This is a genomic window from Thalassospira sp. HF15, assembly GCF_011806525.1.
Classification (GTDB): domain Bacteria; phylum Pseudomonadota; class Alphaproteobacteria; order Rhodospirillales; family Thalassospiraceae; genus Thalassospira.
In genome coordinates, this window is record NZ_JAAVKI010000005.1 from 116,172 (window position 1) to 140,412 (window position 24,241).

General features: G+C 56.1%; 21 protein-coding genes. 12 read left to right on the plus strand and 9 right to left on the minus strand.

All coding sequences use genetic code 11. The features are described from left to right. Positions 1–223 precede the first annotated feature (223 nt). The 11 genes from HED22_RS12500 to HED22_RS12550 all read left to right on the plus strand — a co-directional run bounded on the left by HED22_RS12500 (position 224) and on the right by HED22_RS12550 (position 13,389). Complete coding sequence (locus HED22_RS12500; protein WP_368484499.1) at positions 224–1,903, plus strand: PAS domain-containing sensor histidine kinase; 1,680 nt, start codon at positions 224–226, stop codon at positions 1,901–1,903. Then, positions 1,869–3,239 (plus strand): sigma-54 dependent transcriptional regulator, encoded by a 1,371-nt coding sequence (locus tag HED22_RS12505; protein ID WP_167722682.1) that lies wholly within the window; start codon positions 1,869–1,871, stop codon positions 3,237–3,239. The genes HED22_RS12500 and HED22_RS12505 overlap by 35 nt, the downstream gene beginning before the upstream one ends. 241 nt (positions 3,240–3,480) lie before the next feature. Further along, positions 3,481–4,818, plus strand: a complete 1,338-nt coding sequence (locus HED22_RS12510) for an ABC transporter substrate-binding protein (protein WP_167722684.1) — start codon at positions 3,481–3,483, stop codon at positions 4,816–4,818. Positions 4,819–4,839: 21 nt separating this feature from the next. After that, positions 4,840–6,153: an ABC transporter substrate-binding protein gene (locus HED22_RS12515; RefSeq protein ID WP_167722685.1), complete on the plus strand. Its 1,314-nt coding sequence runs from the start codon at positions 4,840–4,842 to the stop codon at positions 6,151–6,153. A gap of 94 nt (positions 6,154–6,247) precedes the next feature. Next, positions 6,248–7,147: a branched-chain amino acid ABC transporter permease gene (locus HED22_RS12520; protein WP_167722686.1), complete on the plus strand. Its 900-nt coding sequence runs from the start codon at positions 6,248–6,250 to the stop codon at positions 7,145–7,147. Position 7,148: 1 nt separating this feature from the next. Continuing rightward, entirely contained in the window at positions 7,149–8,096 is a 948-nt protein-coding gene (locus HED22_RS12525) for a branched-chain amino acid ABC transporter permease (RefSeq protein WP_167722687.1), read from the plus strand. Then, positions 8,093–8,869, plus strand: a complete 777-nt coding sequence (locus HED22_RS12530) for an ABC transporter ATP-binding protein (protein WP_167722688.1) — start codon at positions 8,093–8,095, stop codon at positions 8,867–8,869. The genes HED22_RS12525 and HED22_RS12530 overlap by 4 nt, the downstream gene beginning before the upstream one ends. Next, a complete protein-coding gene (locus HED22_RS12535; protein WP_167722689.1) occupies positions 8,866–9,528 on the plus strand; it encodes an ABC transporter ATP-binding protein in 663 nt (220 codons plus the stop codon). Before HED22_RS12530 ends, HED22_RS12535 begins: the two co-directional genes overlap by 4 nt. A gap of 36 nt (positions 9,529–9,564) precedes the next feature. Continuing rightward, a complete protein-coding gene (locus tag HED22_RS12540; protein WP_167722690.1) occupies positions 9,565–10,719 on the plus strand; it encodes an iron-containing alcohol dehydrogenase in 1,155 nt (384 codons plus the stop codon). Positions 10,720–10,737: 18 nt separating this feature from the next. Continuing rightward, positions 10,738–12,213 carry an NAD-dependent succinate-semialdehyde dehydrogenase gene (locus HED22_RS12545; RefSeq protein WP_175581234.1) on the plus strand — a complete coding sequence of 492 codons (1,476 nt, stop codon included), beginning with the start codon at positions 10,738–10,740 and terminating at the stop codon, positions 12,211–12,213. 21 nt (positions 12,214–12,234) lie between these two features. Beyond that, on the plus strand, positions 12,235–13,389 hold the full coding sequence (locus tag HED22_RS12550) for an iron-containing alcohol dehydrogenase (RefSeq protein ID WP_167722691.1): 1,155 nt from the start codon (positions 12,235–12,237) through the stop codon (positions 13,387–13,389). 223 nt (positions 13,390–13,612) lie between these two features. Here the strand turns inward: HED22_RS12550 and HED22_RS12555 are convergent, their stop codons facing one another. From HED22_RS12555 to HED22_RS12585, 7 genes are all read right to left on the minus strand, one after another. Then, entirely contained in the window at positions 13,613–15,235 is a 1,623-nt protein-coding gene (locus tag HED22_RS12555) for a dihydroxyacetone kinase subunit DhaK (protein ID WP_167722692.1), read from the minus strand. Between the two features lie 11 nt (positions 15,236–15,246). Then, complete coding sequence (locus HED22_RS12560; RefSeq protein ID WP_167722694.1) at positions 15,247–16,242, minus strand: ABC transporter ATP-binding protein; 996 nt, start codon at positions 16,240–16,242, stop codon at positions 15,247–15,249. Next, positions 16,235–17,332: an ABC transporter ATP-binding protein gene (locus HED22_RS12565; RefSeq protein WP_167722696.1), complete on the minus strand. Its 1,098-nt coding sequence runs from the start codon at positions 17,330–17,332 to the stop codon at positions 16,235–16,237. The genes HED22_RS12560 and HED22_RS12565 overlap by 8 nt, the downstream gene beginning before the upstream one ends. Positions 17,333–17,335: 3 nt before the next feature. Next, positions 17,336–17,524: a hypothetical protein gene (locus tag HED22_RS12570; RefSeq protein WP_167722698.1), complete on the minus strand. Its 189-nt coding sequence runs from the start codon at positions 17,522–17,524 to the stop codon at positions 17,336–17,338. After that, the gene (locus tag HED22_RS12575) at positions 17,521–18,459 is read right to left on the minus strand and encodes a carbohydrate ABC transporter permease (protein WP_167722700.1); all 939 of its coding nucleotides are present in this window, start codon (positions 18,457–18,459) and stop codon (positions 17,521–17,523) included. Before HED22_RS12575 ends, HED22_RS12570 begins: the two co-directional genes overlap by 4 nt. Then, positions 18,456–19,403, minus strand: a complete 948-nt coding sequence (locus HED22_RS12580; protein WP_167722703.1) for a carbohydrate ABC transporter permease — start codon at positions 19,401–19,403, stop codon at positions 18,456–18,458. The genes HED22_RS12575 and HED22_RS12580 overlap by 4 nt, the downstream gene beginning before the upstream one ends. A 123-nt stretch (positions 19,404–19,526) precedes the next feature. Beyond that, a complete protein-coding gene (locus HED22_RS12585; RefSeq protein ID WP_167722705.1) occupies positions 19,527–20,849 on the minus strand; it encodes an ABC transporter substrate-binding protein in 1,323 nt (440 codons plus the stop codon). 187 nt (positions 20,850–21,036) lie between these two features. Between HED22_RS12585 and HED22_RS12590 the strand changes: the two genes are divergently transcribed. Continuing rightward, positions 21,037–22,059 (plus strand): LacI family DNA-binding transcriptional regulator, encoded by a 1,023-nt coding sequence (locus HED22_RS12590; RefSeq protein ID WP_167722708.1) that lies wholly within the window; start codon positions 21,037–21,039, stop codon positions 22,057–22,059. Positions 22,060–22,116: 57 nt separating this feature from the next. On the opposite strand, the gene HED22_RS12595 is transcribed toward HED22_RS12590, so the two are convergent. Both HED22_RS12595 and HED22_RS12600 read right to left on the minus strand, forming a co-directional pair. Then, the gene (locus HED22_RS12595; RefSeq protein ID WP_167722710.1) at positions 22,117–22,818 is read right to left on the minus strand and encodes a GntR family transcriptional regulator; all 702 of its coding nucleotides are present in this window, start codon (positions 22,816–22,818) and stop codon (positions 22,117–22,119) included. Continuing rightward, positions 22,815–24,188 (minus strand): formimidoylglutamate deiminase, encoded by a 1,374-nt coding sequence (locus tag HED22_RS12600; RefSeq protein ID WP_167722712.1) that lies wholly within the window; start codon positions 24,186–24,188, stop codon positions 22,815–22,817. Before HED22_RS12600 ends, HED22_RS12595 begins: the two co-directional genes overlap by 4 nt. Positions 24,189–24,241: the final 53 nt, after the last annotated feature.

Consider the following 24,241-nt stretch of genomic DNA (forward strand, 5'->3'; position numbering starts at 1 on the left):
AATCGGCCCTTGAGCACCCCTCAAATACGCCGAAAATTGACCTGTGCCCCTGCACCGCGCTGTAGATTTGCGTTGCCGTTCTGAGCGATTTCAGCGAGAACTGAGGAAACAACAAAACCAAAAACGCTGAAAACAGGGAACGCTCGTGACCGGATTTCATTGGTCCCGAAACCAACGACTGAGCCTTGTGGGCCGATATACATTGTTGTCGGTCGGGGTTGTCGTGTGCGCGCTTCTTGCCCTGAGCTTCATTTATCAGCGTTTTTCAAATGAACTGATTGACCGGCTAACGGGTGAAAGGCTGAGCGCGCAGGTCGCAGCCACGTCAAACAAGCTTTCTGCCTTTCTTGATGCCCGCATCTATCAGCTGGTGACCCTGTCAAATCATCCGGCCCTGCCGGCCTTCATTGAAGCGCCGAACTCCCCGCAGGCTGAAGAAGCCCTGACGCTGCTTCGGGTCGAAGCGGATTCACCTGACCTTTATGGCGTGTTGTTCTTTGACTGGTATGACAATCTTGATCGACTGGTCGCAGGGCAGGCTGCATCGGGCCCGCCATACTGGTCGAAAAGCGGTTGGGATATTTCCGGTCTGCCGCGCGTCGAGCATGAAGGCATCGAATTCATTGGGCCAAAACTGCCTGAGAACGGCAATTCCGGCTGGATTTTGATGCGCGCCCATATCCGCGACACCGGATTGGGCCAAAACACGTCTGTGGCCCTGCATGTCCGTCTGGCATCGCTGACCGAACTTCTGGCAAGTGCGGGCGTATCGGGCGTGATTGATCCGTTGTTGCGTGCGCCGGGCGGTATTGTTCTTGATGCCACCGGGCGCCCGACAGAAGTCAGTGGTGAGCTGATCGAAGGCCCCAGTATCCTGCCGGGCTGGAACCTTGTGATGAGTGTCCGTCCGGGCACCATCCTGCAACCGATTGATGAAACGCGTTTCTGGCTGACCGTAACCGCCGCCGTCATCATCGTCGTGATCCTCGCGATCTTTTTTGCCCTGTCGCGCAGTCTCCGCCGACGGGTCGATACCCTTGTGCAAGGCGCACACAGCATTGCGTCGGGCGATCTTTATTATCGTTTGCCCGAAGGGCGGCGCCGCGATGAAATCAGCACTGTTGCCAAGGCGTTCAACACCATGGCCTGGCAGCTCAAAGACCTGATTGATCGCACGGTGCGGGCCGAAAAGCTTGCGGTTTTGGGGCAGTTTGCCACCGGTGTCGCACATGAGGTCCGTAATCCGTTGGCGACCATGAAGACAACCGTGCAGGCCCTTGTGCGCAAGGAACCGGATGGCGAACGCAAGACGCTGCTTGATGATATGGGCCATCAGATTGATCGCCTGTCGCGCGTGGTCAATGATCTTCTGGCCTATGGCCGCCCCGGCGAAGCCTGCCCGCAGGAAACCGAAATCCGTGATCTGTTCCGCCAGTCATCGCGCGTTCTGACCCCGGTCGCCGAAGAAGCCCAGGTTCGGTTTTATACCAGTGGCGATTCCCGCCTGACGATCTTTGTTGATCCCGATCAGGTCTTGCAGATCCTGCTCAATATCGGGATCAACGCCATTCAGGCCTGCCAGCCCGGTGGCACGGTCAGTCTCAGGGCCGAACGCCACAATGACCAGGTCGAAATACGTGTTACCGACGATGGTGCCGGCATCCCCAAAGAGCATTTGCTTGACGTCGTGCAGCCATTTTTTACCATGAAAAGCAAAGGAACCGGACTAGGCCTGACAATCAGCCAACAACTGGTCGAGTACAATAACGGTTCAATCAATATTGAAAGTGCCCCGCAAGAGGGCACAACAATCACATTGAAGTTCCCGGCAACGAAATCGGGAGTTTCAAAAGAGGAAACATCGAAAAATGCCCCGCCAGATCAGGATTCTGATCGTCGATGATGAGGAATCATTCGTCCGATCACTAAGCTTTGCGCTCCGCACCGAAGGCATGGATGTCACCGGCGTTCATTCCGGTGAAGATGCGTTTTTGCAGGTACGTGAAAACAAGTTCGACATCATCCTGCTGGATCTGCGCCTGCCCGGTGCCGATGGCATGGAGGTGCTTGATAGCATCCGCAAGCTTGATATCGACGTTCCTGTCATCATGATTTCGGCCCATGGCGACACGCGCGCCGCCGTCAAGGCCGTCAAACTCGGTGCGGCGGATTACCTGAGCAAACCGTTCGAGCTTGATGAGCTGATCCACACGATCAACACCACCCTGGATCAGAGCCGCACGGCCCTTGAGCTTGATTACCATCGCAAGCGCAATTTGCCGACCAATGGTCTGATTGGCGAATGCGGGCCGATGCGCGAATTGCGCACAACGATTGACCGCGTCGCACAAAGCAGCGCCAGCCGCATTCTGCTGCAAGGGGAATCCGGCACCGGCAAGGCATTGGTCGCACGCGCCATTCACGGCGAAAGCCCGCGCGCCTCAAACGCCTTTATCGAGGTCAACTGTGCCGCCCTACCAGAACAGCTGATTGAATCCGAATTGTTCGGGGCAGAAAAGGGCTCTTACACGGGCGCGCATCAAAAACGCACCGGTCTTGTGCGCCTTGCCGATGGCGGCAGTCTGTTTCTTGATGAAATCGGTGAACTGCCACTGGCCCTGCAGGCGAAGTTTCTGCACTTCCTTGAAAATGGCGACTACCGCCCGGTCGGCAGCGAGCATTCCGCATCCGCCGATGTCCGCGTGATTGCCGCAACCAATCGTGATCTTGCCGAGGAAGTCCGACAGGGAAATTTCCGCGAGGACCTGTTTTATCGCCTGAATGTCATCACCATCGATATCCCCGCACTGCGCCACCGTGGTGAGGACATCATCAAGCTGGTCGATCATTTCGCCGATCATCAGGCCAAGGCCGAAGGGTGCCATCCAATCCGCTTTGACGACGCCGCGCTTGATCTGCTGCGCCATCATCGCTGGCGGGGCAATGTGCGCGAGCTTAAAAACCTGATTGAGCGGCTCACCATTCTCTATCCCTCCAAAGAAATCAGCACCGATTTGCTGCCAGCCGAGTTTCACGCCCCCGACGAAACGTCAGATGATCTGCATAGCGACATTTCCGATGGCACGTCTCAGCTGCAGGACCGTATGGAAAGCACCGAACGCCATCTGGTGCAGGATGCCCTTGATCAGGCAGACGGGCACAAGGGCCGCGCGGCAGAAATCCTTGGTATTTCACGCCATGCCCTGAAACGCCGCCTCCAAAGGCTTGGCCTGCAATAACCCCCCAATCTGACGCATTTCCAATGCACCCTTGAGCGGAAACCGCTCAAGGGTGTTTTGCTGTTTGAGCGCAAGGCGCTCAACGCAGCGCTCAAAACCGCTCCATGAATTCGGACCAGAACGGTCAATCGCCCGGCTTTCCTGACTTTGCTTCGAAATTTCGCAACTGGCACAGCCTTTGCGGAATAGCGAGACAAAGGTACAAACGCGGATGGAACAACCATTCGCAGGGAGGAAAGTCATGGAGATGTTCAAACGCCCGGTTTCCGGGTGCATCACCATTATTGCTGCCACGTTCGCACTGTTTGCGGCCGATACCGCACAGGCAGAACGTTTTGAGCTGGGCGCATCTACACAGAACGCAGATGCTGTCATCGGCTGTTTGTACCCGATGACCGGACGGTCGGCGACCTATGGTCGCGACAGTATTTCCGGGATCAAGATCGCCCTTCAGGACCTCGAAGCCGAAGCCCGATCGGGCCTTGATGTACCCAATCTTCGCGTCATCGCCGATGACCCGCGATCAAAGGCATCCTACGCGGTCCGACTGGCACAGGATTTCATCACCAATGACAAGGCCAAGTTCTTCTGCGGCATCGTGTCGTCAGGTGTGGCCCATGCCGTCAGCGATCTGGCCCGGACCGAGAAAATCGTCATGGTCGGCACCGATCATGCGTCATCCCGACTGAGCATTGAGGCCGGTCACGATTACTATTTCCGTGTCACCAATGACAGCTGGACGTCAATGGCCGCCGGTGCGCGCTATTTGCGTGACCTGCAAAAGGAAACCGGCTGGAAGCGCCTTGCCTTCGTTGGGCCGGATTATGATTACGGCCATGTTTCCTGGACGGACCTGCAGCTCGCACTTGATGAGTTGGGTGTCGAATATGAAACGGTCGGCGATCTGTGGCCCAAGCTTTATGAACCGGATTACTCGGTCTATATCAACGCCCTGCAATCGGCAAAGGCCGACGTCGTTGTTACCGCGCTCTGGGGCGGAGATTTCATCGCCTTTATCAAACAGGCGGCATCAACCCGCTTCTTTGAAACCACCCGCCTGGCGAATTTCGATACCGGGGCCAATTACGATGTGATGATGGCGCTTGGTGATCAGCCCTATCCGGGTTTGATCCTGTCAGCGCGCCATCACAATAACTGGCCCGAAACTGGCCGCAACAAGCGGTTCGTCAAACAGTTCCACGACATGACCGGGCGCTATCCGACCTATGCGGCCGAAGGCGCCTATACCGGGATCATCGCCATTGCACGCGCCATTGAAAAGGCTGGCGGCGTTGATGATGACCGCGCCCTGATCACAGCCCTCGAAGGATTGCAACTGGCCCTGCCCGAAGATCCGCCGGGCTTTGCATCCTACATCGATCCCGAAACTCACCAGATTGTCCAGGCGCAAGCCGTGGGCACGGTCGTCCACAACGAAGACTTTCCGCCATCAAAACTGATGGTGGGGAATTGGGCGATCTACGATGCCGAAGACCTCAAACCATCAAAAGAGATGGTCAAACGTCGCCGCGATGCCGTGGCGGGCGGGTCGGAGGCAGTTCCACCGCCAACTCCATGACTTTTCCTAAGGGAGGAAATAGTGAAGAACAATAAATCAAAATTCAGCAAATACCTTGTTTCGGGCGTCGCAGCCCTCGCCCTTGCAGCTGGCGCAGCCGGTTCTGCATCGGCGGCTGAAAACGGCAAGTTCCGCGTCGGGATCGTAACCTTCCTGTCCGGTCCGGCAGCGGGTCCGTTCGGTGTTCCGTCGGCAAATGCCGCCAAGGTTCTTGTTGATGAACTGAACAAGGGCAACCTGCCTGCACCTTACGATAAGGTCGGCATCAACGGCTTGGAAATCGAAGCCGTGGTCATCGACGAAGCCGGTGGTGCAACCAAGCAGGTTGAAGAATACCGCAACCTTGTTCAGCGTCAGAAAGTCGATGCTGTCATCGGCTATGTTTCTTCGGGCGACTGCCTGGCGATTGCGCCGGTTGCCGAAGAACTGAAAACCTTCACCATCGCATATGACTGCGGTACTCCCCGTCTCTTTGCTGACAACCCGGACGCGGCCTACATGTTCCGTACCGGTCTTGATGCATCGGTCGATAACATCGGTGCTGTTCGCTATCTCGCAGCGACCCGCCCGGACGTCACCCGTCTTGCCGGTATCCAGCAGAACTATTCCTGGGGCCAGGACAGCTGGGCTGACTTCACCGCTGCTGCTTCGGCCCTGATGCCGGAAGCAGAAGTCGTCGAAGAACAGTTCCCGAAAATCTATCAGGGTCAGTACGGTGCTGAAATCTCCGCCCTGTCGGTGAAACGCCCGGAAGTCGTTCACAGCTCCTTCTGGGGTGGCGACATGGAAGCGCTGGTTCTGCAGGCAAACGCACGTGGCCTTCTTGAAGATGCAACCGGCCTTCTGACCTGCGGCGAAGCATCCTTTGCCACCTACAAGGATCAGGCCCCGAACGGCATGATCATCGGTGCACGTGGCCCGTTCGGCCAGTTTGCCCCGGACAACGAACTGAACACCTGGTTTGAGGGTGTCTATCAGAATGCCTACGATCTGGAACCGGTCTACCCGGCAACCAAAATGGCACAGGCGATCCTTGGTCTGAAATATGCTGCTGAAAATGCCGGTGTTGGCGACAAGGAAATCGCATCTGCAGAGCAGCTGGCCGCTGCCATGAAAGGTGCCACCTTTGAGTCGGTTTCGGGCACGGTTGAAATGGCGCGCGCAAACGGCCATCAGGCAATGCAGGGTATCACCTATGGTGAATACCACTACGAAGACGGCGTTGCCTCGATCAAGAACGCTGTTTCGTTCGCTGGCGAATGCGTAACCCCCCCGGAAGGTGTTGCTGCTGCGGACTGGATCGCAGACGGCTTCCCGGGCGCTCAGTGTAACTAAGCTGCCCGCTCTGTTTCAGAGAGCTTCCTGATCCTGCGGACATCCCACCTCCCTGGGGATGTCCGCCCTTTTCCCTGCACACTGGATATTTGTGATGACAAGTCTTCTTGCCGTCCTGATTGATGGCTCGATCTATGCATCGTGGCTGTTTCTTGTGGCTGCTGGCCTGACCGTGATTTACGGGGTGATGCGCATCCTGAACATGGCGCATGGCAGCTTCTATGCCATCGGCGCCTATTCGGCGGCTTCCCTCGTTGGCTGGTATTTCAACAATGGCATGGGCCCGGCCTGGGTCAGCTATCTGCTGCTGGTGGGTGCCGCGCTGGTTGCCGGTCTGATTGTCGGTGTGATCGTCGAACGCGGATTGCTGCGCCTGATGTATGGCCGCGACGAAATCCTGATGGTGATCATTACCTATGCCCTTCTTCTGATCCTTGAAGACGGCATGAAAATCGTCTGGGGTGTCAGCCCCTATTTCGCCTATCAGCCCTATTCCGAACTCGGGCGTACATCGCTCGGATTACTCAAGGTTTCCAATTACGACGTCGCCTTGGTCGGTGTGTCCGCCCTGCTTGGTCTTGGCCTGTGGGCGTGGCTTGAACGCACCAATCAGGGCAAGGTCCTGCGTGCCGTGATCCATGACCGCGAAATCGCGGTTGCCATGGGTGTGAACGTAAAACTGATGTTCACCATCACCTTTGTTCTTGGCACCACGCTGGGTGCGCTTGCCGGTGCATTGACCGCGCCTGCGATCTCGGTTGTGCCGGGGATCGGTATCGAAGTGATCGTGCTGGCCTTCGCCGTTGTCGTCATTGGCGGCCTTGGCAGCATTGGCGGTGCGGCAGTCGGCGCGCTTCTGGTCGGACTGAGCCGTGCGGCCGCGGTCCACTATGCCCCTGAATTCGAACTGTTCGTCATTTATGGCGTGATGTCGCTGGTTCTCGCGTTCCGTCCCGAAGGCCTGTTTGGCCGTACTTTGGTGAGGAAAATCTGACATGCGTCTTGATAAAACTGAAATCTCGCTCGGACTGGTCGCACTTGCCTGCGTTCTGTTCGGCTTCGTTTCGCCGGGTTGGCTGATCTTCCTTCTGACCATCGCACTGGCCAAGGCGCTTGTCGTGCAAGGCGTCGTCATGCAGATGCGTTCCGGCCTCGTGTCCTTTGGTCAGGGCCTGTTCTATTGCATCGGTGGGTACACTGTTGGCATGGGCGGTCAGTTCTTTGGCATTCATGATGCGATTGCCGCCCTGTCGCTGGGTATGTTTGTCGCCATCGTCATTGCGATGCTGCTGGGCCTGTTGCTGACACGTTATCGCGAAATCTTCTTTGCGATGCTGTCGCTGGCCTTCTCGATGATCCTGTTTGGCATTCTCGTCAAAAGTCAGGAACTGGGCAGCACGGACGGCTTTAACGTTCATGACTGGACCCTGTTTGGCTGGGCCCCCGAAGCAGGTGCGGGCAGCCAGCATACGGTCTTTACCATGACTGTGGTTGCCGGTCTGATCGTTGCTGTTCTTCTCCATCGCTACACCAAGGCTGGCGTGGGTGTTATTTGCGAAGCGGTTCGCGAAAACGAAGTCCGTGTTGAATATCTCGGCCTGTCGCCGCGCTGGTTGCTGTATGGCAACTATGTTGCTGCGGCCGCTGTTTCCGCCCTTGGTGGCGGCCTGACGGCACTGGCCACCGGCCACGTCGATCCGGAAATGGCCTATTGGACCACGTCGGGTGAGTTTGTCTTCATCGCACTGCTCGGTGGACTGGGCCATGTGGCGGCACCGTTTATCGCGGCCATCGTCTTCTCGTTCGTGCGGACCTACGCCATCGAATTCGTTCCCCATACCTGGCAGATGATCCTCGGTTTCACGCTGCTTGCGGTCATCATCTTCCTGCCCAAAGGGCTGTGGAGCCTGGTCAGCCGTGAAAAAACAGGAGAACGGGCATGACCTGCATTCTCGAAACACGTTCGCTGAACAAGGAATTCGGCGCGGTCATCGCCGCAAAGGATTTGAACGTTCAGATCAACAAGGGTGAAGTCGTTGGCGTTATTGGTTCCAACGGGGCTGGCAAAACGACCTTCATCAACATGGTGACGGGCTATCTCAAACCGACCCGGGGCGAGATCCTGTTTAACGGCAAGTCCATCATGGGGCATTCCCCGCGTGCCATCACGCGGGCCGGAATGGCACGCTCCTTCCAGGTCGCTCAGCTGTTCCCGGAAATGACCGTGCTCGACAACCTGATTGTCGCGCTGGCGGCTGCCGAAAGTGCCCGTCCGAGTTTCTTAAGCCCCCTGCGCAGCGATGCCCGCATCGCCCGTGCGGAGGAAATCCTCAAGGAATTCGGTGTCGAAAACTATCGCGATTCACTGGTGACCGCCGTCCCGCAGGGTGCGCGCAAACTGGTCGATATCGCCATGGCCCTGATCGGCAATCCGCAGATGCTGCTGCTTGATGAACCGACCAGCGGTGTCAGCATGGATGAAAAGACCGGCCTGATGGATACGGTGATGAATGCCGTGCGTCAGCATGGTGTGACCGTGCTGTTTGTCGAACATGACATGGATGTGGTCGAACGCTATGTCTCGCGCGTTTTGGCGTTCTATAGCGGCGAAATCATTGCCGATGGCGAACCTGCGGCTGTTCTGGCCGATCAGCAGGTCCGCGATCTTGTGACCGGCCATCGTCCCACCACCAAACAAGGGAATGGCGCATCATGACCCTGGAAATCAACAATCTCGATGTTTCAATCGGCAATATTCCGATCTTGCGTGATGTCTCGCTTTTGGTTCCATCCGGCAAGATGTTTGGCCTGATTGGCCATAACGGGGCAGGCAAAACCACCCTGATGCGCGCCATCATGGGCCTTCTGGATGCAGACCAGGGCACCATCACCTTTAATGGTCAGGACCTGCGCAAGATGGCCGACTTTGCCCGCGCCAAAACCGGCATCAGCTACATGCCCGAAGACCGTCGTCTGATCCCGTCCCTGACGGTCGAGGAAAACATTCTTCTTCCGGCCTGGACCAACGGCATCAAGGACGCCGAGGAACGGCTGAAATGGGTCTATGACCTGTTGCCGGAAATCGCCCAGTTCCGGGATCGCCGGGCGCTGCAGCTTTCCGGCGGGCAGCAGAAACTGGTTTCGCTCGGGCGCGCATTGATGCCCGGCCGCAATCTTCTGTTGCTTGATGAACCGTTCGAAGGGGTCGCACCGGTCCTGTCACGTCGCCTGTCGGAAGTTATTTCCGATCTGGGCAGCAGTGGCCTGTGCGTCCTGATCTCTGAATCCGATGACAGCCATTCTGCCGATCTGGTGGCGGGCAGTTATCGCATCGAACGTGGCACCGTTTCCAAGGCTGAACTGGAAACCGCCTGATCCCGCTAACAGACAAGTCAAAAGACGAGGTTTCCCATGTCAGACTTTGTGTTTGAAACCACCCCTCGCGTCATCTGCGAGTTCGACGGTGCCTTGCAACTCGGTGCGCTCTGCAAGGAGTTCGGTGCAAAACGCGCCGTTCTCCTGACCGACCCGGGTTTGCAGAAGGTTGGCCTGATTGACGCCCCCTATGCCGCCCTTAAGGACGCCGGGATCGAAACCCTGCTGTGGACTGATGTTCAGGCCGACCCGCCCGAGCAAAGCATTCTGGCGGCCGTCAAGGGTGCCCGTGATTTCAAGGCCGATATCGTCATCGGCCTTGGGGGCGGTTCATCGCTTGATACCGCCAAACTGGTCGCCCTTCTGTGCGGCAAGGACCAGAAGCTTGACGAGATTTATGGCATCGGTCTGGCAACAGGTCCGCGCCTGCCGCTTATTCAGGTGCCGACCACGGCCGGTACCGGTTCGGAAGTCACCCCAATCTCGATCGTCACCACCCCGACACACGAGAAAAAGGGTGTCGTTTCCAACCTGCTTTATCCCGATATCGCCCTGCTGGATGCCAAACTGACCATGGGCCTTCCGGCACCGATCACGGCCATGACCGGCATTGATGCCATGGTTCATGCGATTGAGGCCTACACCACCAAGCACAAGAAAAATGCGCTGTCTGACGGGCTCGCCATCCGTGCGATGCAGCTGATGACCGCCCATATCGATGATGCGGTTTCCGCCACCCCGTCACGCGAAGCCCGCGAAGCCATGCTTCAGGGCTCCATGCTGGCCGGGATGGCCTTTGCCAATGCCCCGGTCGCGGCTGTTCATGCCCTTGCCTATCCGCTGGGCGGACATTTTCACGTACCGCATGGCCACAGCAATGCATTGGTCCTGATCGAAGTTCTGAAATTCAACCGGGATGCCGCGGTATCACACTATGCCGAGCTCGCCCGTGCGGTTCTGCCCGGCGAAAAATTCGCAAATGACGATGTCGCCTGTGATCGCTTCATCAATTTCATGACCGACATGGTCGAACGCATGCCGTTCAGCCGCACCTTGCGCGAAGTCGGCGTGGCGGAAAGCGACCTCGACATGCTGGCAACCGATGCGATGAAGGTGGAACGCCTTCTGATGAACAACCCGCGTGAAATGACGTTCGATGCCGCACGCGCGATTTATGCCGCCGTGCTGTAACGAAAAGGAATAGCCACCATGACCATCCAGCTCAATGATTCCGGCCTTTGGCAGACCCAGGCACATATCGACGGCAACTGGGTCGCATCTGACAGCGGCAAGACCTTTGCGGTCGTCGATCCGGCCACGGGCGAACATCTTGCCGATGTGCCCGATATGGGTGCGGCTGAAACCGGCCGCGCAGTTGATGCCGCCAATGCCGCCCTGCCCACATGGCGCGCCAAAACCGCAAAGGAACGCGCAAGCGTCCTTCGTAAATGGTTTGATCTCTGCATGGCGGCACAGGCCGACCTTGCCCTGCTGATGACCCGCGAACAGGGCAAACCCCTTGCCGAGGCATCCGGCGAAGTTGCCTATGGCGCGTCCTTCCTTGAATGGTTTGCCGAAGAAGGCAAACGCATCTATGGCGACGTCATTCCGTCCCATGGGGCGGATAAACGCATCATCACCATCAAACAGCCGATCGGTGTTGTCGCCGCGATCACACCATGGAACTTCCCGATGGCAATGATCACACGCAAATGCGCCCCGGCCCTTGCGGCGGGCTGCACCGTCGTCATCAAACCGGCCGAAGATACGCCGCTGACCGCACTGGCACTGGTGGAACTGGCCAAACGTGCAGGCTTCCCCGATGGCGTGATCAACATCGTCACCGCATCGCACGGCGCAGAAATTGGTGGGGAGCTGACCGCGAACCCGATTGTGCGCAAGCTGTCCTTTACCGGTTCGACCCAGGTCGGCAAGCTTTTGATGCGTCAGTGCTCCGACACAGTCAAAAAGGTCAGTCTGGAACTGGGTGGCAATGCGCCGTTCATCGTGTTTGACGATGCCGATCTGGATGCGGCCGTTGCCGGCGCGATTGCATCGAAATACCGCAATGCCGGTCAGACCTGTGTGTGTGCCAACCGTATTCTGGTTCAGGACGGTGTCTATGACGCCTTTGCCGCCAAACTGGCCGAGGCCGTTGGCAAACTGCGCGTTGGTCACGGCACCGAAGACGGCGTTACGCAGGGTCCGCTGATCAATACCAAGGCGATTGAAAAGGTCGAAGCACTGGTCGAAGACGCCGTTTCCCGCGGTGCAAAGACCGTGCTTGGCGGTAACCGCGCCAAAGCAGACAGCAACTTTTACACCCCGACCATCCTGACCGGGGTTACCGCCGATATGCGGATTTTCTCCGAGGAAATCTTTGGCCCGGTTGCCCCGCTGTTCAAGTTCAGCAGCGAAGAAGACGCCATTCGAATGGCCAATGATACGCCGTTTGGTCTGGCGGCCTATTTCTATGCCCGTGATATCGGCCGCATCTGGCGGGTTGGCGAGGCGCTTGAATACGGCATCGTTGGCATCAACGAAGGTATCATTTCGACTGAATCCGCCCCGTTTGGCGGGGTCAAGGAATCCGGCATCGGCCGCGAAGGGTCGAAATACGGCGTCGATGATTTCGTCGAGATTAAATATATGTGCCTCGGCGGTCTCGCCGGGAATGCCAACTGATCCCGGATAAGGAGACAAATCATGAGTTTCATGTTCCGAAGCGTCCCGCGCATTGTCTGCGAAGCCGGTGGCATTGCCAAGACCGGCAGCCTGATGAAAGAACTCGGCACCAGCCGTGTCACCATCGTCTGCGATCCGGGCATCGTCAAACTGGGCTTTGCGCAAAAGGCACAAGCCTCCCTCGAAGCCGCCGGGATCGCTGTTCAGATCTTTTCCGACGTCGAAGCCGACCCACCCCAGAAAGTCGTCGAAGCTGCGATTACCGGTGCACGTGACTTCAAGGCAGATGGCGTGATTGGACTTGGCGGCGGCAGTTCACTTGATAGTGCCAAGCTGGTTGCGTTGCTGGCCAACAGCGATCAGACCATCGAAGAGATCTATGGTATCGACAAGGCAACCGGTGATCGCCTGCCACTGATCCAGATCCCGACCACTGCCGGGACCGGATCGGAAGTCACCTGGGTGTCGGTGATTACCGATAACAACAACCTCAAACAGGTTGTCTACACCCCGCAACTGATGCCCGACATCGCCCTTCTTGACGCAGAGCTGACCTATGGCCTGCCGCAAAAAGTCACAGCCGCCACAGGCCTTGATGCCATGGTGCATGCAATCGAAGGCTATACCAGCCGGACGCGCAAGAACCCGATTGCCGATGGCATGGCGGTAACGGCCCTTTCGCTGCTGGGCAAAAACCTGATGAAGGTGATTGAAAATCCGGGTGACAAGGAAGCACGCTCTGCGATGTTGCAGGGGTCGCTGATTGCCGGGATGGCCTTTGCCAATGCATCGGTTGCCGCCATTCATGGCTTGGCCTATCCGCTGGGTGCGCGGTTCCATATCCCGCACGGCCATGCCAATGCACTGGTCATGGCGCAAGTGATCCGCTTTAACCTGCCCTCGGCCAAAAAGCTTTATGCCGAACTGGCACCCTGCCTGATCGAAGGGGTTGAGTTCGACAGCGAAGATGCCGCTGCTGAGGCCTTCGTCAAACGGATCGAGGAAATGGTCCCGGCCAGCGGTCTTGAAACCCGTCTGCGCGATCTTGGCGTCACCGAAGAGTCCCTGCCCGAAATGGCCGAGGAAGTCTTTACCAAGATCCATCGCCTGATTGACAGCAACCCGCGTGACATGACCGCCAAGGAAATCGAGGCGATCTATCGCGAGGTCTACTGATTGCCGGGATTATGCGGTTTCGGCCGCTAATCTTTGCAGAAACCGGCGGCGTGCTCGGTCGCTTCGTCGCCGGTTTTACTTTTTCGGGATTTGAGTTCAGATCGCAGAAAGCGCTCAGTTTGCCCCTTTTTCCATTTTGGAAACGCGATCAGCTGTCAAAAAGCCCCAACCGATTGTAGCTAGGGCTTTTTGATGCCGATATTAAAAGGCGATAAGATTAACCCTACTCGCTCAGTTGTTCAAACAACCGGGCGACGGCCTCAGCCCCCGGGTCGATATGACCTTCAAGCTGTTCAGCATTGATATAGGATGCCCGTCCTGCCTTTGCCTTGACAATCGTCGAGGTATGAACAGCCCCTTTGCGAGCCGCATCTGCCGCTGCAGAAAGACCTTTGCCTTCAAGTGCGTCAAGAGCAGGCTTCAGAGCATCAACCATCGTACGGTCACCGAGTTCGGCACCGCCAATCTGCTGCATGCGCTCCAAACCGTCCTTGAGCGCCGCCACCATCGAACGCCCGCTTGAGGCCGCGTCCCCGGCTGCGGTGAAGAAGATCGCCAGCAATACACCTGATGATCCTCCCATCGTCTGGCTAAGCTCCTGCCCAATGGCGCGCAAAAGCTGGGTATGATCGGCAAGTGGCAACCGATCAAGAGCACCCATTAAGGCCCGCGCCGCTGTGGCAAGCGTGGACCCGGTATCGCCATCGCCCGACTTTGCATCCAGCGCGTTCAGATCATTTTCAGCATCAATCAGGATATGACAGCACTGCGTCAGAAACGCCGCAGTCTGGCGATGCTCGGACGGGATCGGCTGGATTGGCGTCAGGCCATCAGGAAGCTCAATGACACTAACAGGTTTTATCGGATTGCAACCCGGCCAGGCTGATGGTGCACAGGGTGCAGACAACCATGCATGATCCTCGGCACTGATCGGATAGACCGATACCGAAAAGCCCCGCATATCAAGCGACGTCATCATGGCGGCTGGCCCCACGATGAATTTCAGGTTCTTGGCAATCGATGAATTGATCAGGTCGTTGGCCAGAATGGCCATCTCAAGCACGGATGTCCCGCCAAGGTTATTGAGCAACACCACATGCGGCTTGTTTTCCATGACCGCTGCAAGCTTGGCCGTGACTGCAGCCATGGCTTGCTCGGCATTGTGATAATCAATCTGTTGAACACCTGCTTCGCCGTGAATGCCAAGTCCAAGCTCGGCCTTGCCATCCCCAATACGGTTTTCCTTGGGGGATCCCGGAACGGTGCAGGTATCAAGCGACATGCCAATAGATTTAGTCCCCGAAATCACCCGATTGGCGGCCGCAGTTACGTCTTCAAGTGACGCGCCGCTTTCGGCCATCGCACCGGCAATTTTATGGACAAAAAGCGTGCCTGCCACACCACGTGGCTGCGGAAGATCTGGCAAGGCGATATCATCATCAACAATGACGATATTGACCTTCAGGCCAAAGGCCCGCGCACGTTCTGCTGCCAAGCCGAAATTAAGCCGATCCCCGGTATAGTTTTTGACAATCAGCAAACAGCCGGATGGACCGGTAACCGACAGGATACCGGCAAGCACGGCATCAACCGACGGGGAGGCAAACACATCACCGCAAACCGCAGCTGTCAGCATGCCCGCCCCCACAAAACCGGCATGGGCCGGTTCATGGCCAGAGCCACCACCCGAAACAATGGCGACCTTTGATTTGTCCCAGTCGTTGCGTACCACCACACGAATATGTGGGTATCCGTCAATCCGGGCCAGTTTGCCGCCGGATGCCTTTATCACGCCATCAATGGCTTCGGTTACAGTTGCGTCTTTATTGTTTATGAATTGGGCCATTGTGATCTCCTTCAGGCCACCCGAGCGCCGTCAGCGCCGAAGTAGAATGGTTTCCGTGGACTAATCTTGACGATGTCTCCGGTTTTAAGTTCCGTATGAGCATCCGTGACCGTGATCAGGTCATGCGACTTGAACGTCAGATGAAGCCGTGTCTGATCCCCAAGATGCTCAACCCGCTGAACAAAGCTTTCTTCACCCTCGCCCTGAATGATTTGTTCAGGACGCAGTCCGATCTTCGCTGCCCCACTTGGGGCGCCAGCAAAGACATCGGCAGGCAAAACATTGATCCGCGGTTGACCAAGCCGACTGGCAGCATAGATGCTGACCGGGTCTTCATAGATTTCACGCGGCGCGCCAAACTGAACCAGCCGCCCCTGATCAAGAACCCCAACATGGGTCGCCATGGTCATGGCTTCGATCTGGTCATGGGTAACGTACAAAAGCGTCGCCCCGGAATCCGCCTGAATGGATTTCAGCTCAACCCGAAGGTCAGCACGCAACTTGGCATCAAGCGAACTTAGTGGCTCATCCATCAGATAAACCATCGGTTTGCGGACCAACGCACGCCCGATGGAGACACGCTGCATCTCCCCCCCTGATAACTCGGTCGCCTTGTTATCAAGCTTGTGGCTGATCTGCAAAATCTCTGCGATTTCACCGACTTTGCGTTTGATCTGATCCTTGGACGTTTTCAGGATCGGGGATTTCAGCGGGAATTCCAGATTGTCACGCACCGTCATATGCGGATAGAGCGAGTATTGCTGAAACACCATGGCGACGTCGCGTTGGGCCGGAGTCAGCCCCGCCATGTCACGCCCGCCAATCATGACCTGCCCTGCATCCGGGTTATCAAGCCCGGAAACCATCCGAAGCGTTGTTGTTTTCCCCGCCCCGGTCGGACCAAGAAGCACAACAAAGGAACCGTCTGGAATGGTCATTGTCACATTATCAAGTGCCGTATCCGCCCCAAAGCATTTGGTGACACCGGTTAAGCTTACCTCAGCCATGTCCGAACACTCCCTCATTCCCTTGTGAACGCAATGCCTTGCCATGTTGCGCATCGAACAATGTGACTGTTCTTGGATCAAACCGCAGACCGATGAGTTGCCCATTTGTCACAACTTCATGGCTGGGAACACGCGCCTTAAGCAAACCATTTGGCGTCTCGAAAGTAACGATTTGCGTGGTGCCGAGATACTCGGTCGCAATCACCCGGCCGCGATAGGGCGCGTCATCATTAAAATCTACATGTTCGGGGCGTATGCCAAACGTCAGTTTGCCATTTGCCCCTTCGCGGCTTTGCGGCACTTCCATAGGAACATCGTTTAAACGCACCTCAGTACCACCCGTGCCAATCATGCCTTCGAACTCAAGGAAGTTCATTGGCGGTGATCCGATAAACTCGGCAACAAAGCGGGTAGCTGGCCAGTCATAGATGTCTTGGGGAACGCCAAACTGTTCGACGACGCCATGGTTCATAACCACGATCTTGTCGCCCATTTGCATTGCCTCAAGCTGATCATGAGTGACGTAAACCGTGGTGGCCCCCATCCGATCGTGCAAGGCACGAAGCTCTTCGGACATATGTTCGCGGAACTCGGCATCAAGGGCTCCAAGTGGCTCATCCATGAAGAATGCCTTGGGGTCACGGACAATCGCGCGGCCAAGGGCAACACGTTGACGATCCCCGCCAGACAACCCGCCAACCGGCCGGTCAAGGATATCGGTAATGCCAAGAATTTCAGCCACTTCACCGACCTTGTTTTTGACATCGCCCGATTTCATCCCCTGACTTTTCAAGGGATAGCTGATGTTGGCCCGCACATTCATATGTGGATAAAGCGCAAACATCTGAAAAACAAAGGCAATATCGCGCTGGCTGGCGGGCTTTTGACCCACCTCTTCGCCATCGATATAGATTTCGCCCCGCGTTGGCAGTTCAAGCCCGGCCATCATGCGAAGGGTGGTTGTCTTGCCACAGCCAGACGGCCCCAAAAGCATGAAGAACTCACCATCTTCAATCGTGAAGGTTGAAGACTGAACTGCGGTAAACGTCCCGAAATCCTTGCGCACGTTTTCAATTCTAATCTGTGCCATGGGTTACTCCGGGAAGTGGCTGACGATGATGAACATGACTGTTCCGATCAGCGTGGTAATGAAGGAATAGGTGTACAGCGTAATCGCAACCGGTTGCATCAGCATGACAACACCCAGCGCAATGAGCACCGATGCCACCATTTCCCATGGACCACGGCGCAGCCGAAGAAGGTTGTTGATGAAATCACTCATTTGCGAACGGCTCCAAACGTGATCCCGCGCAGAAGATGTTTACGCAGAAGAATGGTGAAGACCATGACCGGCACAAGGAAGATGGTTGCTCCGGCGGCAACAGCGGGCCAATCCTTGCCACCCACACCGATGATTGTCGGAATAAAGGGCGGTGCCGTCTGAGCCGTGCCAGACGTCAGCAGCACGGCAAACGCATATTCGTTCCATGCAAATATCAGACAGAAGATGGCCGTGGATGCGATGCCCGTCGCTGCCTGTGGCAGCACCACCTTGTAAAAGGCCTGAAAACGGGTATAGCCATCAATAAGGGCGGCTTCTTCGTACTCGATCGGGATTTCATCAATGAACCCCTTAAGCAGCCATACCGACAGGGACAGGTTCACACCCGTATACAGCAGGATCATCCCCAGATGCGTGTCATTCAGACCCAAGTTCCTGAACATCAGAAAGATCGGAATGGCAACCGCAATCGGCGGCATCATGCGGGTTGAAAGGATAAAGAACAGCAGATCATCCTTAAGCGGCACACGAAAACGACTAAAGGCATAGGCGGCAGCCGTGCCAAGGATCATGCAAAGTGCGGTGGAACCAAACCCGATAATCACCGAGTTCAGAAACCGTTCGCCATAGCGCGACGGACCACTGATCACGGTCCCCTGATCGCGTGCAATTTCCTCGTACCAGGTTGTGGGTTCACCTGCCGCTTCAAGCATATCGTCGGTCGCCCGGGTCCGCTCGGTAAACAGGTTCACATATCCTTCCATCGATGGTTCAAAAACCACCTTGGGCGGATAGGCAATGGAATCAGCGGGGGATTTGAACCCGGTCGCAATGATCCACAGCAAGGGTGCAATCGTCACCAGGGCATAGCCAACAACAAGGACCCCGGCGAACCATTTGGTTCCCTTGTTTGGTTCTGTAACAGAAAAACTCATCTTTCTTTTACCTTGTTGAGGGCTTTGACATAGATCGACGCGAGACCGAATACCGTCACAAACAAAATGACGGCATAGGCCGATGAATATCCAGTCCGCCATTTTTCAAAGGCTTCACGTTTCAGATCGATTGACGTCAATGTCGTCGTGTTTCCCGGCCCACCGCCTGTCAGCTGGACCACAAGGTCGAACATCTTGAAATTTTCAATCCCGCGAAACAGCACGGCCAACATCAAAAACGGCAGCACCATCGGAATGGTAATCGTCCAGAATTGCCGCCACTTTGATGCACGGTCGCATTCGGCGGCTTCATAGATGCTGTTTGGAATGGATCGCAAACCTGCCAAACAGATCAGCATCACAAAGGGCGTCCACATCCAGGTATCGGCAATCACAATCGCCCAAGGTGCCAGATGCACATCACCAATCATCGAAAAGCTTGCCGGATCTGCACCAGTAAAGAAGGCTATGACGTAATTGAACAAGCCAATTTGCGGCTGATACAGGAAGGTCCAGAAATTACCGACCACAGCTGGCGACAACATCATCGGAAAGACAATGATCGTCGTCCAAAGGTCATTGCCCTTGAATTTCTTGTTGATCAGGAAGGCCAGCATAAAGCCGATCAGGACCTGCAAAACGATGGTCCAAATCAGGAAATGTGCTGTTGCTTGCATCGTGTTCCAGATATCGGAATCGGTCAGGATGCGTTCGTAGTTGCGCAAACCCACCCATTCGACATCACGGTTGGGACGGTTCACACGACTGTTGGTAAAGCTCAGCCAAACGGTCCAGATCAGCGGGAAAATATTGATCGCCAGCAACAGGAAGATTGTTGGTGCGACAAAAATCCACGCGATGCTTCGATCCGACAGGCCACGAATGTGCCGCGCCACACTGTCTGGCGTCGCACTGGCGATCTTTTCGATCGGAATATTCTTCATTATGGATGCCCTTGGCCATGCGGCGATGCCACACGGTCTCTGCTTTGTCGGGGGAGATGGTCCCGGTGCAATTATCCATCACACCGGGATCGGTGCAGAGCCGGTCGCCTTCAACAAGACGACTTAAAGCTTGCCTTCATCTTCGAAGACTTCGATCCAATCCTTGGCCAGATCGTCAAGCGCTTCCTTGGCCGTGCCGTCGCCAGCCACGACATAGTTGTGGACGCGCTCCTGCATCGACAAAAGCAAATCGGCATAAGCAGGTTCTGCCCAGAAGTCCTTCACGATTGCCATGCTATCAAGGAAAGTCTGTGCATATGGCTGGCTGCTGGCAAAACCGGGATCCTCGACCACGGCGCGCAACGCAGAATAGCCACCAAGCTCCCACCAGCGGGCCTGAATTTCAGGCTGGGCAAACCACTTGATGTATTCAAGCGCTGCATCCTGTTTTTCAGAGTAGGCAACAACCGAAATCCCCTGCCCGCCGAGCTGCGCAAACTGCCCTGCCGGCCCTGCCGGATTCGGGAAGTACCCCGACTTACCGCCACCGACATTGGGGTCGGCTTCAACACCCGGCCAGATGAAGGCAAAGTTCATCTGAAGCGCAACCTGACCGGATTTATAGGCATCAATATTTTCGCCCATATACCAGTTCGATGAGCCCGGAGGCGTGGCGGTATCATAAAGGTCCTTGTAGTATTCAAGTCCAGCAACCGCGCCGTCTGAGTTAACGAACCCTTCGATGTCATAAGGCTGGTCCGGGTTCTCGTACTGGAAGCCATAGTTATAAAGCGCGTTGGTAACGCCCATGGTGATGCCTTCGGACCCACGCTCGGTATAGATCGCCGCACCATAAACAGTGTTGCCATCGATTTCGCGCCCCTGGAAGAACTGCGCAATGTCCTTGAGCTCTTCAAGGGTTTCCGGCGCACCAAGCTCACGACCATATTTTTCCTTAAACTCTGCGCGAATTTCCGGACGTTCGAACCAGTCCTTGCGATAGGTCCAGCCGACCACATCACCAAAGGCGGGCAATGCATAATAGTTTGGCGTGTTTTTCGGCCACTCGGCATAACCGGTCACGGTGGCCGGAATGAAGTCGCCCATGTCGATACCGTTGGCATCAAAGAAGTCATTCAGTTTGACGTAGTGACCGTTTTCGGCACCGCCACCAATCCACTGGCTGTCCCCGATCATCAGATCACACAGCTGACCACCGGAATTCAATTCATTGAGCATACGGTCAGCAAATGACGTCCACGGCACAAACTCGAAGCTCATGTTGTGGCCGCTTTTGGTCTCGAAGTCCTTGGACAGCTCTACAAGTGCATTTGCAGGATCCCATGCTGCCCAGCACAAGGTCAGATCTTCGGCAGCAGCAGCTGTCGGAAGCGAACCAGCAACGATTGCAGACGCCACAATCGTCTTCAAAGGTATTGATTTCATTTTGTTTTTCCTCCCATTGGAAAGTCGCAGCTTTTTGGCGACTGCGGCACTTCTACCACAAGTTTTTGAGGTACGCACCTCAAAATGAGCATTTTTTGCGGTACGTACCTCAAATTTCTTGCAGAGACGCCTCCAATAGTTGAGGGTAAGATAAGAAAAAACAGACCGATCTGGGCCTTAAAAACCAATGAGACCAACCACAAAAGACCTTGCAAAGGCAGCCGGTGTAAGCCTTGCGACGGTTGACCGCGTACTGAACGGGCGCAGCGGTGTGCGCCAGAAAACCGTCGATGCCGTTAATGAGGCGATCACACGCATCGGATTTGAACGCAATCAGGTCGCGGCGACACTGGCCCGACAGCGCGGTTATCGTTTTGGCTTTGTCGTGCCACGTTCTGGCGACGAATTCCTAAGCGTCATTATCAAGCATATCTCTGAATTTGCCCAAGCCAGCCGGGCTGAAATGATCCAGACCAAGGTCATTCGCATTGACGACCACGATCCTCATCGCGCGGCAAGAACGCTTTCGCGCCTGTCAGCAGATGAATATGACGGCATTGCGATCATGGCACCGGAAACCCCGCAAATTCGCGATGCGCTCTATCGGATGCGCGAACGCGGCATTCAAACGGTCGCAATCGTTTCCAACCAGCAGGAAGAAGACGGCCAATCCTTTGTCGGCATTGATAACGTGGCCGCGGGGGCTACGGCCGGGCGTCTTATGGCCCGGTTTCTTGGCAACCGTTCAGGGGATATTCTTGTCCTTGCCGAAACCATGCAATCACGTGACAGCCTGGAACGTCGACTTGGTTTTGATCGGGTATTGAGCCCGGACTACCCGCATTTTCATGCGCTACCGACCCTCGAAACGCACGGCTATCCGGACCGCACAAAACTTGTCCTTGAAAACGCCTTTGCCGCGCATCCCGACATTATCGGGCTTTACATCATGGGTTCTGAGGCCCGTGTGGCCATCGAATGCGCCCGGGACCTCAAACCCGATGGAAAACTGATCACCATTGCCCACGAACGCACCCCGTCCACCGAGCAGGCATTACGCGACGACACACTCGACGCACTGATCAACCAGGACCCTGGGCATATCGTACGAAGCGCCATTCGAACCCTCAGAGCCAAGTGCGAAAACCGCGAAACACTCGCCTCTCAGGAACGCATTCGCATTGAAATCCTCATTTCCGAGAACCTGTAGCGGCAAACAGCCATTAGGCCATCGCCCAATCTCCAGTTTTACTTTTTAGAGATGGGTTCAGATCGCAGAATGTTTGCGATAGCCCGGTGCAAACAGAAGCCGGGCGGATGTGATCCCGGTCTGGTTTTCCCACGTGGTACGTTCCATCAGGAAAAGCGATGTGCCCGGATCGGTGCGCAGTACCTTGGCCTCGGTCTCGGTGGCATTGACGGCGGAAAAATAGATATCGCCGCGCGTATAAGGTGCATGCAGCACCAGCCATTCATTGGCACTGATCTTTTCAAGGTCGGCCTCAACGATCGTGGGTGTTGCGGCAATCGATACCCAGCGGTCCTCGAACATGAACGGCTTGCCATCGGCCAGATGTAATGAGGTGATATGCAGCATATCACTTTCTGCGGTTACACTCAGATTGGCGCAGATTTCCGGTGGCGGCGTGCGGCGTTCACTAAACAGCAGGCCATAGGCATATTTCTGCCCGCGCCCTTCGACCTCAAGACGAACAACCGGAATATCAAGCTTGGCGCGCCGCACCGGGTGGGCTGCCACCCGTGTGCCGGCCTTGCGCCGGCGATCCAGGAACCCTTCGGATGCCAGTTCACGCAGGGCACGGTTTACCGTGGCGCGTGCACAGCCAAGTTGCTCGGCAAGTTCGACTTCCTTGGGGATCAGATCGCCGGGCTTCCAAACACGCGTATGAATGCGGCGCAGAACCTCGTCGTGGACGGACTGCCAGCTTTGCTGTTCCAGGCTGTTCACACTGCTTCCTTGAGTTGTTCCATCACGTTGCGATACCGGCTGGTGATCGCGTCATGGGCGATGTGGCGGCCTTCGGTCACGACATGGCGACCGGCCGACCAGACATCACGCACCATGCGATCATCTCCGGCGAAGATATATGTATCGAGGATCGTATCGCCTGTCCGGCCGATCAGGTCAACCGCCGAACCATCCAGCGCCATCAAATCGGCCAATGCGCCGACTTCGATCCGGCCGGAATCGCGCCCGGCAGCCTGTGCACCGCCCTTGGCGGCTGCGTCATAGATACGGCGCGCGGTTGATTTTTCCTCTGTTGCCAAAGCCGCACGGGAATTGTCACGCAGGCGTTGACTGTATTCGAGTGTACGGAGCTCCTCAGACAAGGAAATACGGATGTTAGAGTCTGAGCCCACACCAATCACACCCCCGGCATTCAGATAGCGAACCCCGTCAAAGATCCCATCGCCAAGGCTGCTTTCCGTAATCGGGCACAGCCCCGCAACCGCGCCGGTTTTGGCAAGACCAAGGGTCTCGTGCTCTTCTATCTGTGTGCAGTGGATCAGGCACCAGTTTGCGTTTACATCAGCGTTTTCAAGCAGCCATTCGGTCGGGCGCTTGCCCCAGCTTTCACGCACTTCATCCACCTCGGCCAGCTGTTCGGCCAGATGCATGTGGATCGGACCGTCCTTGGAAAGCAGGCTTGTGGCGATCAAGTCTTCGCGGCCAACCGCACGCAGTGAATGCGGTGCGACGCCCATTACAGTATCGGCGGGCAGGTTTTTAATCGCGCGTGATGATTCCTCATACAATTTAGCGAACTGGTCTGGATCGTTGCCAAACCGGATCTGTCCGGGACCCAGTGGGCGCTTGTCACAGCCGCCATATTGATAGTGCACCGGCAAAAGCGTCAGCCCGATGCCGGTCATTTCGGTCGCGGCGGCAATGCGTTCGGCCATCTCGGCGATATTGTCATACAAATGTCCGCCGGGGCGGTGATGCAGATAATGGAACTCGGTATTGTTGGCATATCCGGCCTCCAACATCTCCATCTGAACGAATGCCGCGATGGCTTCGACATGGTCCGGTGTCAGCTGATCGAGGAAGCGGAACATCAATTGCCGCCAGGTCCAGAAGGTATCGCGCGGATCGGGTCCACGCCTTTCCGTCAGGCCCGCCATGGAGCGCTGAAACGCGTGGCTGTGCAGGTTTGCAATCGCCGGAAGAAGAATATCGGTTTTGCTTGAGGCATCCGAAGGCGCAGCAGAATCGGCCTGAATCGCAGCGATTCTGCCATTCTCATCAATGTCTATGCGGACATTGTTTTGCCAGCCCGTCGTCGTAAGTGCCTGATTTGCCCAAAGAACCGTCATTGCCTCTACCCGTCTTGACAGAAATAATATGTACGTACATATTATCTTTAATA

What these genes read in the sequence shown, in the direction of transcription:
- HED22_RS12505 (WP_167722682.1), top strand. Translation starts at nt 1,869, where the DNA reads ATGCCCCGCCAGATCAGGATTCTGATCGTCGATGATGAGGAATCATTC.
- HED22_RS12510 (WP_167722684.1), top strand. Translation starts at nt 3,481, where the DNA reads ATGGAGATGTTCAAACGCCCGGTTTCCGGGTGCATCACCATTATTGCT.
- HED22_RS12520 (WP_167722686.1), top strand. Translation starts at nt 6,248, where the DNA reads ATGACAAGTCTTCTTGCCGTCCTGATTGATGGCTCGATCTATGCATCG.
- HED22_RS12525 (WP_167722687.1), top strand. Translation starts at nt 7,149, where the DNA reads ATGCGTCTTGATAAAACTGAAATCTCGCTCGGACTGGTCGCACTTGCC.
- HED22_RS12530 (WP_167722688.1), top strand. Translation starts at nt 8,093, where the DNA reads ATGACCTGCATTCTCGAAACACGTTCGCTGAACAAGGAATTCGGCGCG.
- HED22_RS12535 (WP_167722689.1), top strand. Translation starts at nt 8,866, where the DNA reads ATGACCCTGGAAATCAACAATCTCGATGTTTCAATCGGCAATATTCCG.
- HED22_RS12540 (WP_167722690.1), top strand. Translation starts at nt 9,565, where the DNA reads ATGTCAGACTTTGTGTTTGAAACCACCCCTCGCGTCATCTGCGAGTTC.
- HED22_RS12545 (WP_175581234.1), top strand. Translation starts at nt 10,738, where the DNA reads ATGACCATCCAGCTCAATGATTCCGGCCTTTGGCAGACCCAGGCACAT.
- HED22_RS12550 (WP_167722691.1), top strand. Translation starts at nt 12,235, where the DNA reads ATGAGTTTCATGTTCCGAAGCGTCCCGCGCATTGTCTGCGAAGCCGGT.
- HED22_RS12555 (WP_167722692.1), bottom strand. Translation starts at nt 15,235, where the DNA reads ATGGCCCAATTCATAAACAATAAAGACGCAACTGTAACCGAAGCCATT.
- HED22_RS12560 (WP_167722694.1), bottom strand. Translation starts at nt 16,242, where the DNA reads ATGGCTGAGGTAAGCTTAACCGGTGTCACCAAATGCTTTGGGGCGGAT.
- HED22_RS12565 (WP_167722696.1), bottom strand. Translation starts at nt 17,332, where the DNA reads ATGGCACAGATTAGAATTGAAAACGTGCGCAAGGATTTCGGGACGTTT.
- HED22_RS12570 (WP_167722698.1), bottom strand. Translation starts at nt 17,524, where the DNA reads ATGAGTGATTTCATCAACAACCTTCTTCGGCTGCGCCGTGGTCCATGG.
- HED22_RS12575 (WP_167722700.1), bottom strand. Translation starts at nt 18,459, where the DNA reads ATGAGTTTTTCTGTTACAGAACCAAACAAGGGAACCAAATGGTTCGCC.
- HED22_RS12580 (WP_167722703.1), bottom strand. Translation starts at nt 19,403, where the DNA reads ATGAAGAATATTCCGATCGAAAAGATCGCCAGTGCGACGCCAGACAGT.
- HED22_RS12585 (WP_167722705.1), bottom strand. Translation starts at nt 20,849, where the DNA reads ATGAAATCAATACCTTTGAAGACGATTGTGGCGTCTGCAATCGTTGCT.
- HED22_RS12590 (WP_167722708.1), top strand. Translation starts at nt 21,037, where the DNA reads ATGAGACCAACCACAAAAGACCTTGCAAAGGCAGCCGGTGTAAGCCTT.
- HED22_RS12600 (WP_167722712.1), bottom strand. Translation starts at nt 24,188, where the DNA reads ATGACGGTTCTTTGGGCAAATCAGGCACTTACGACGACGGGCTGGCAA.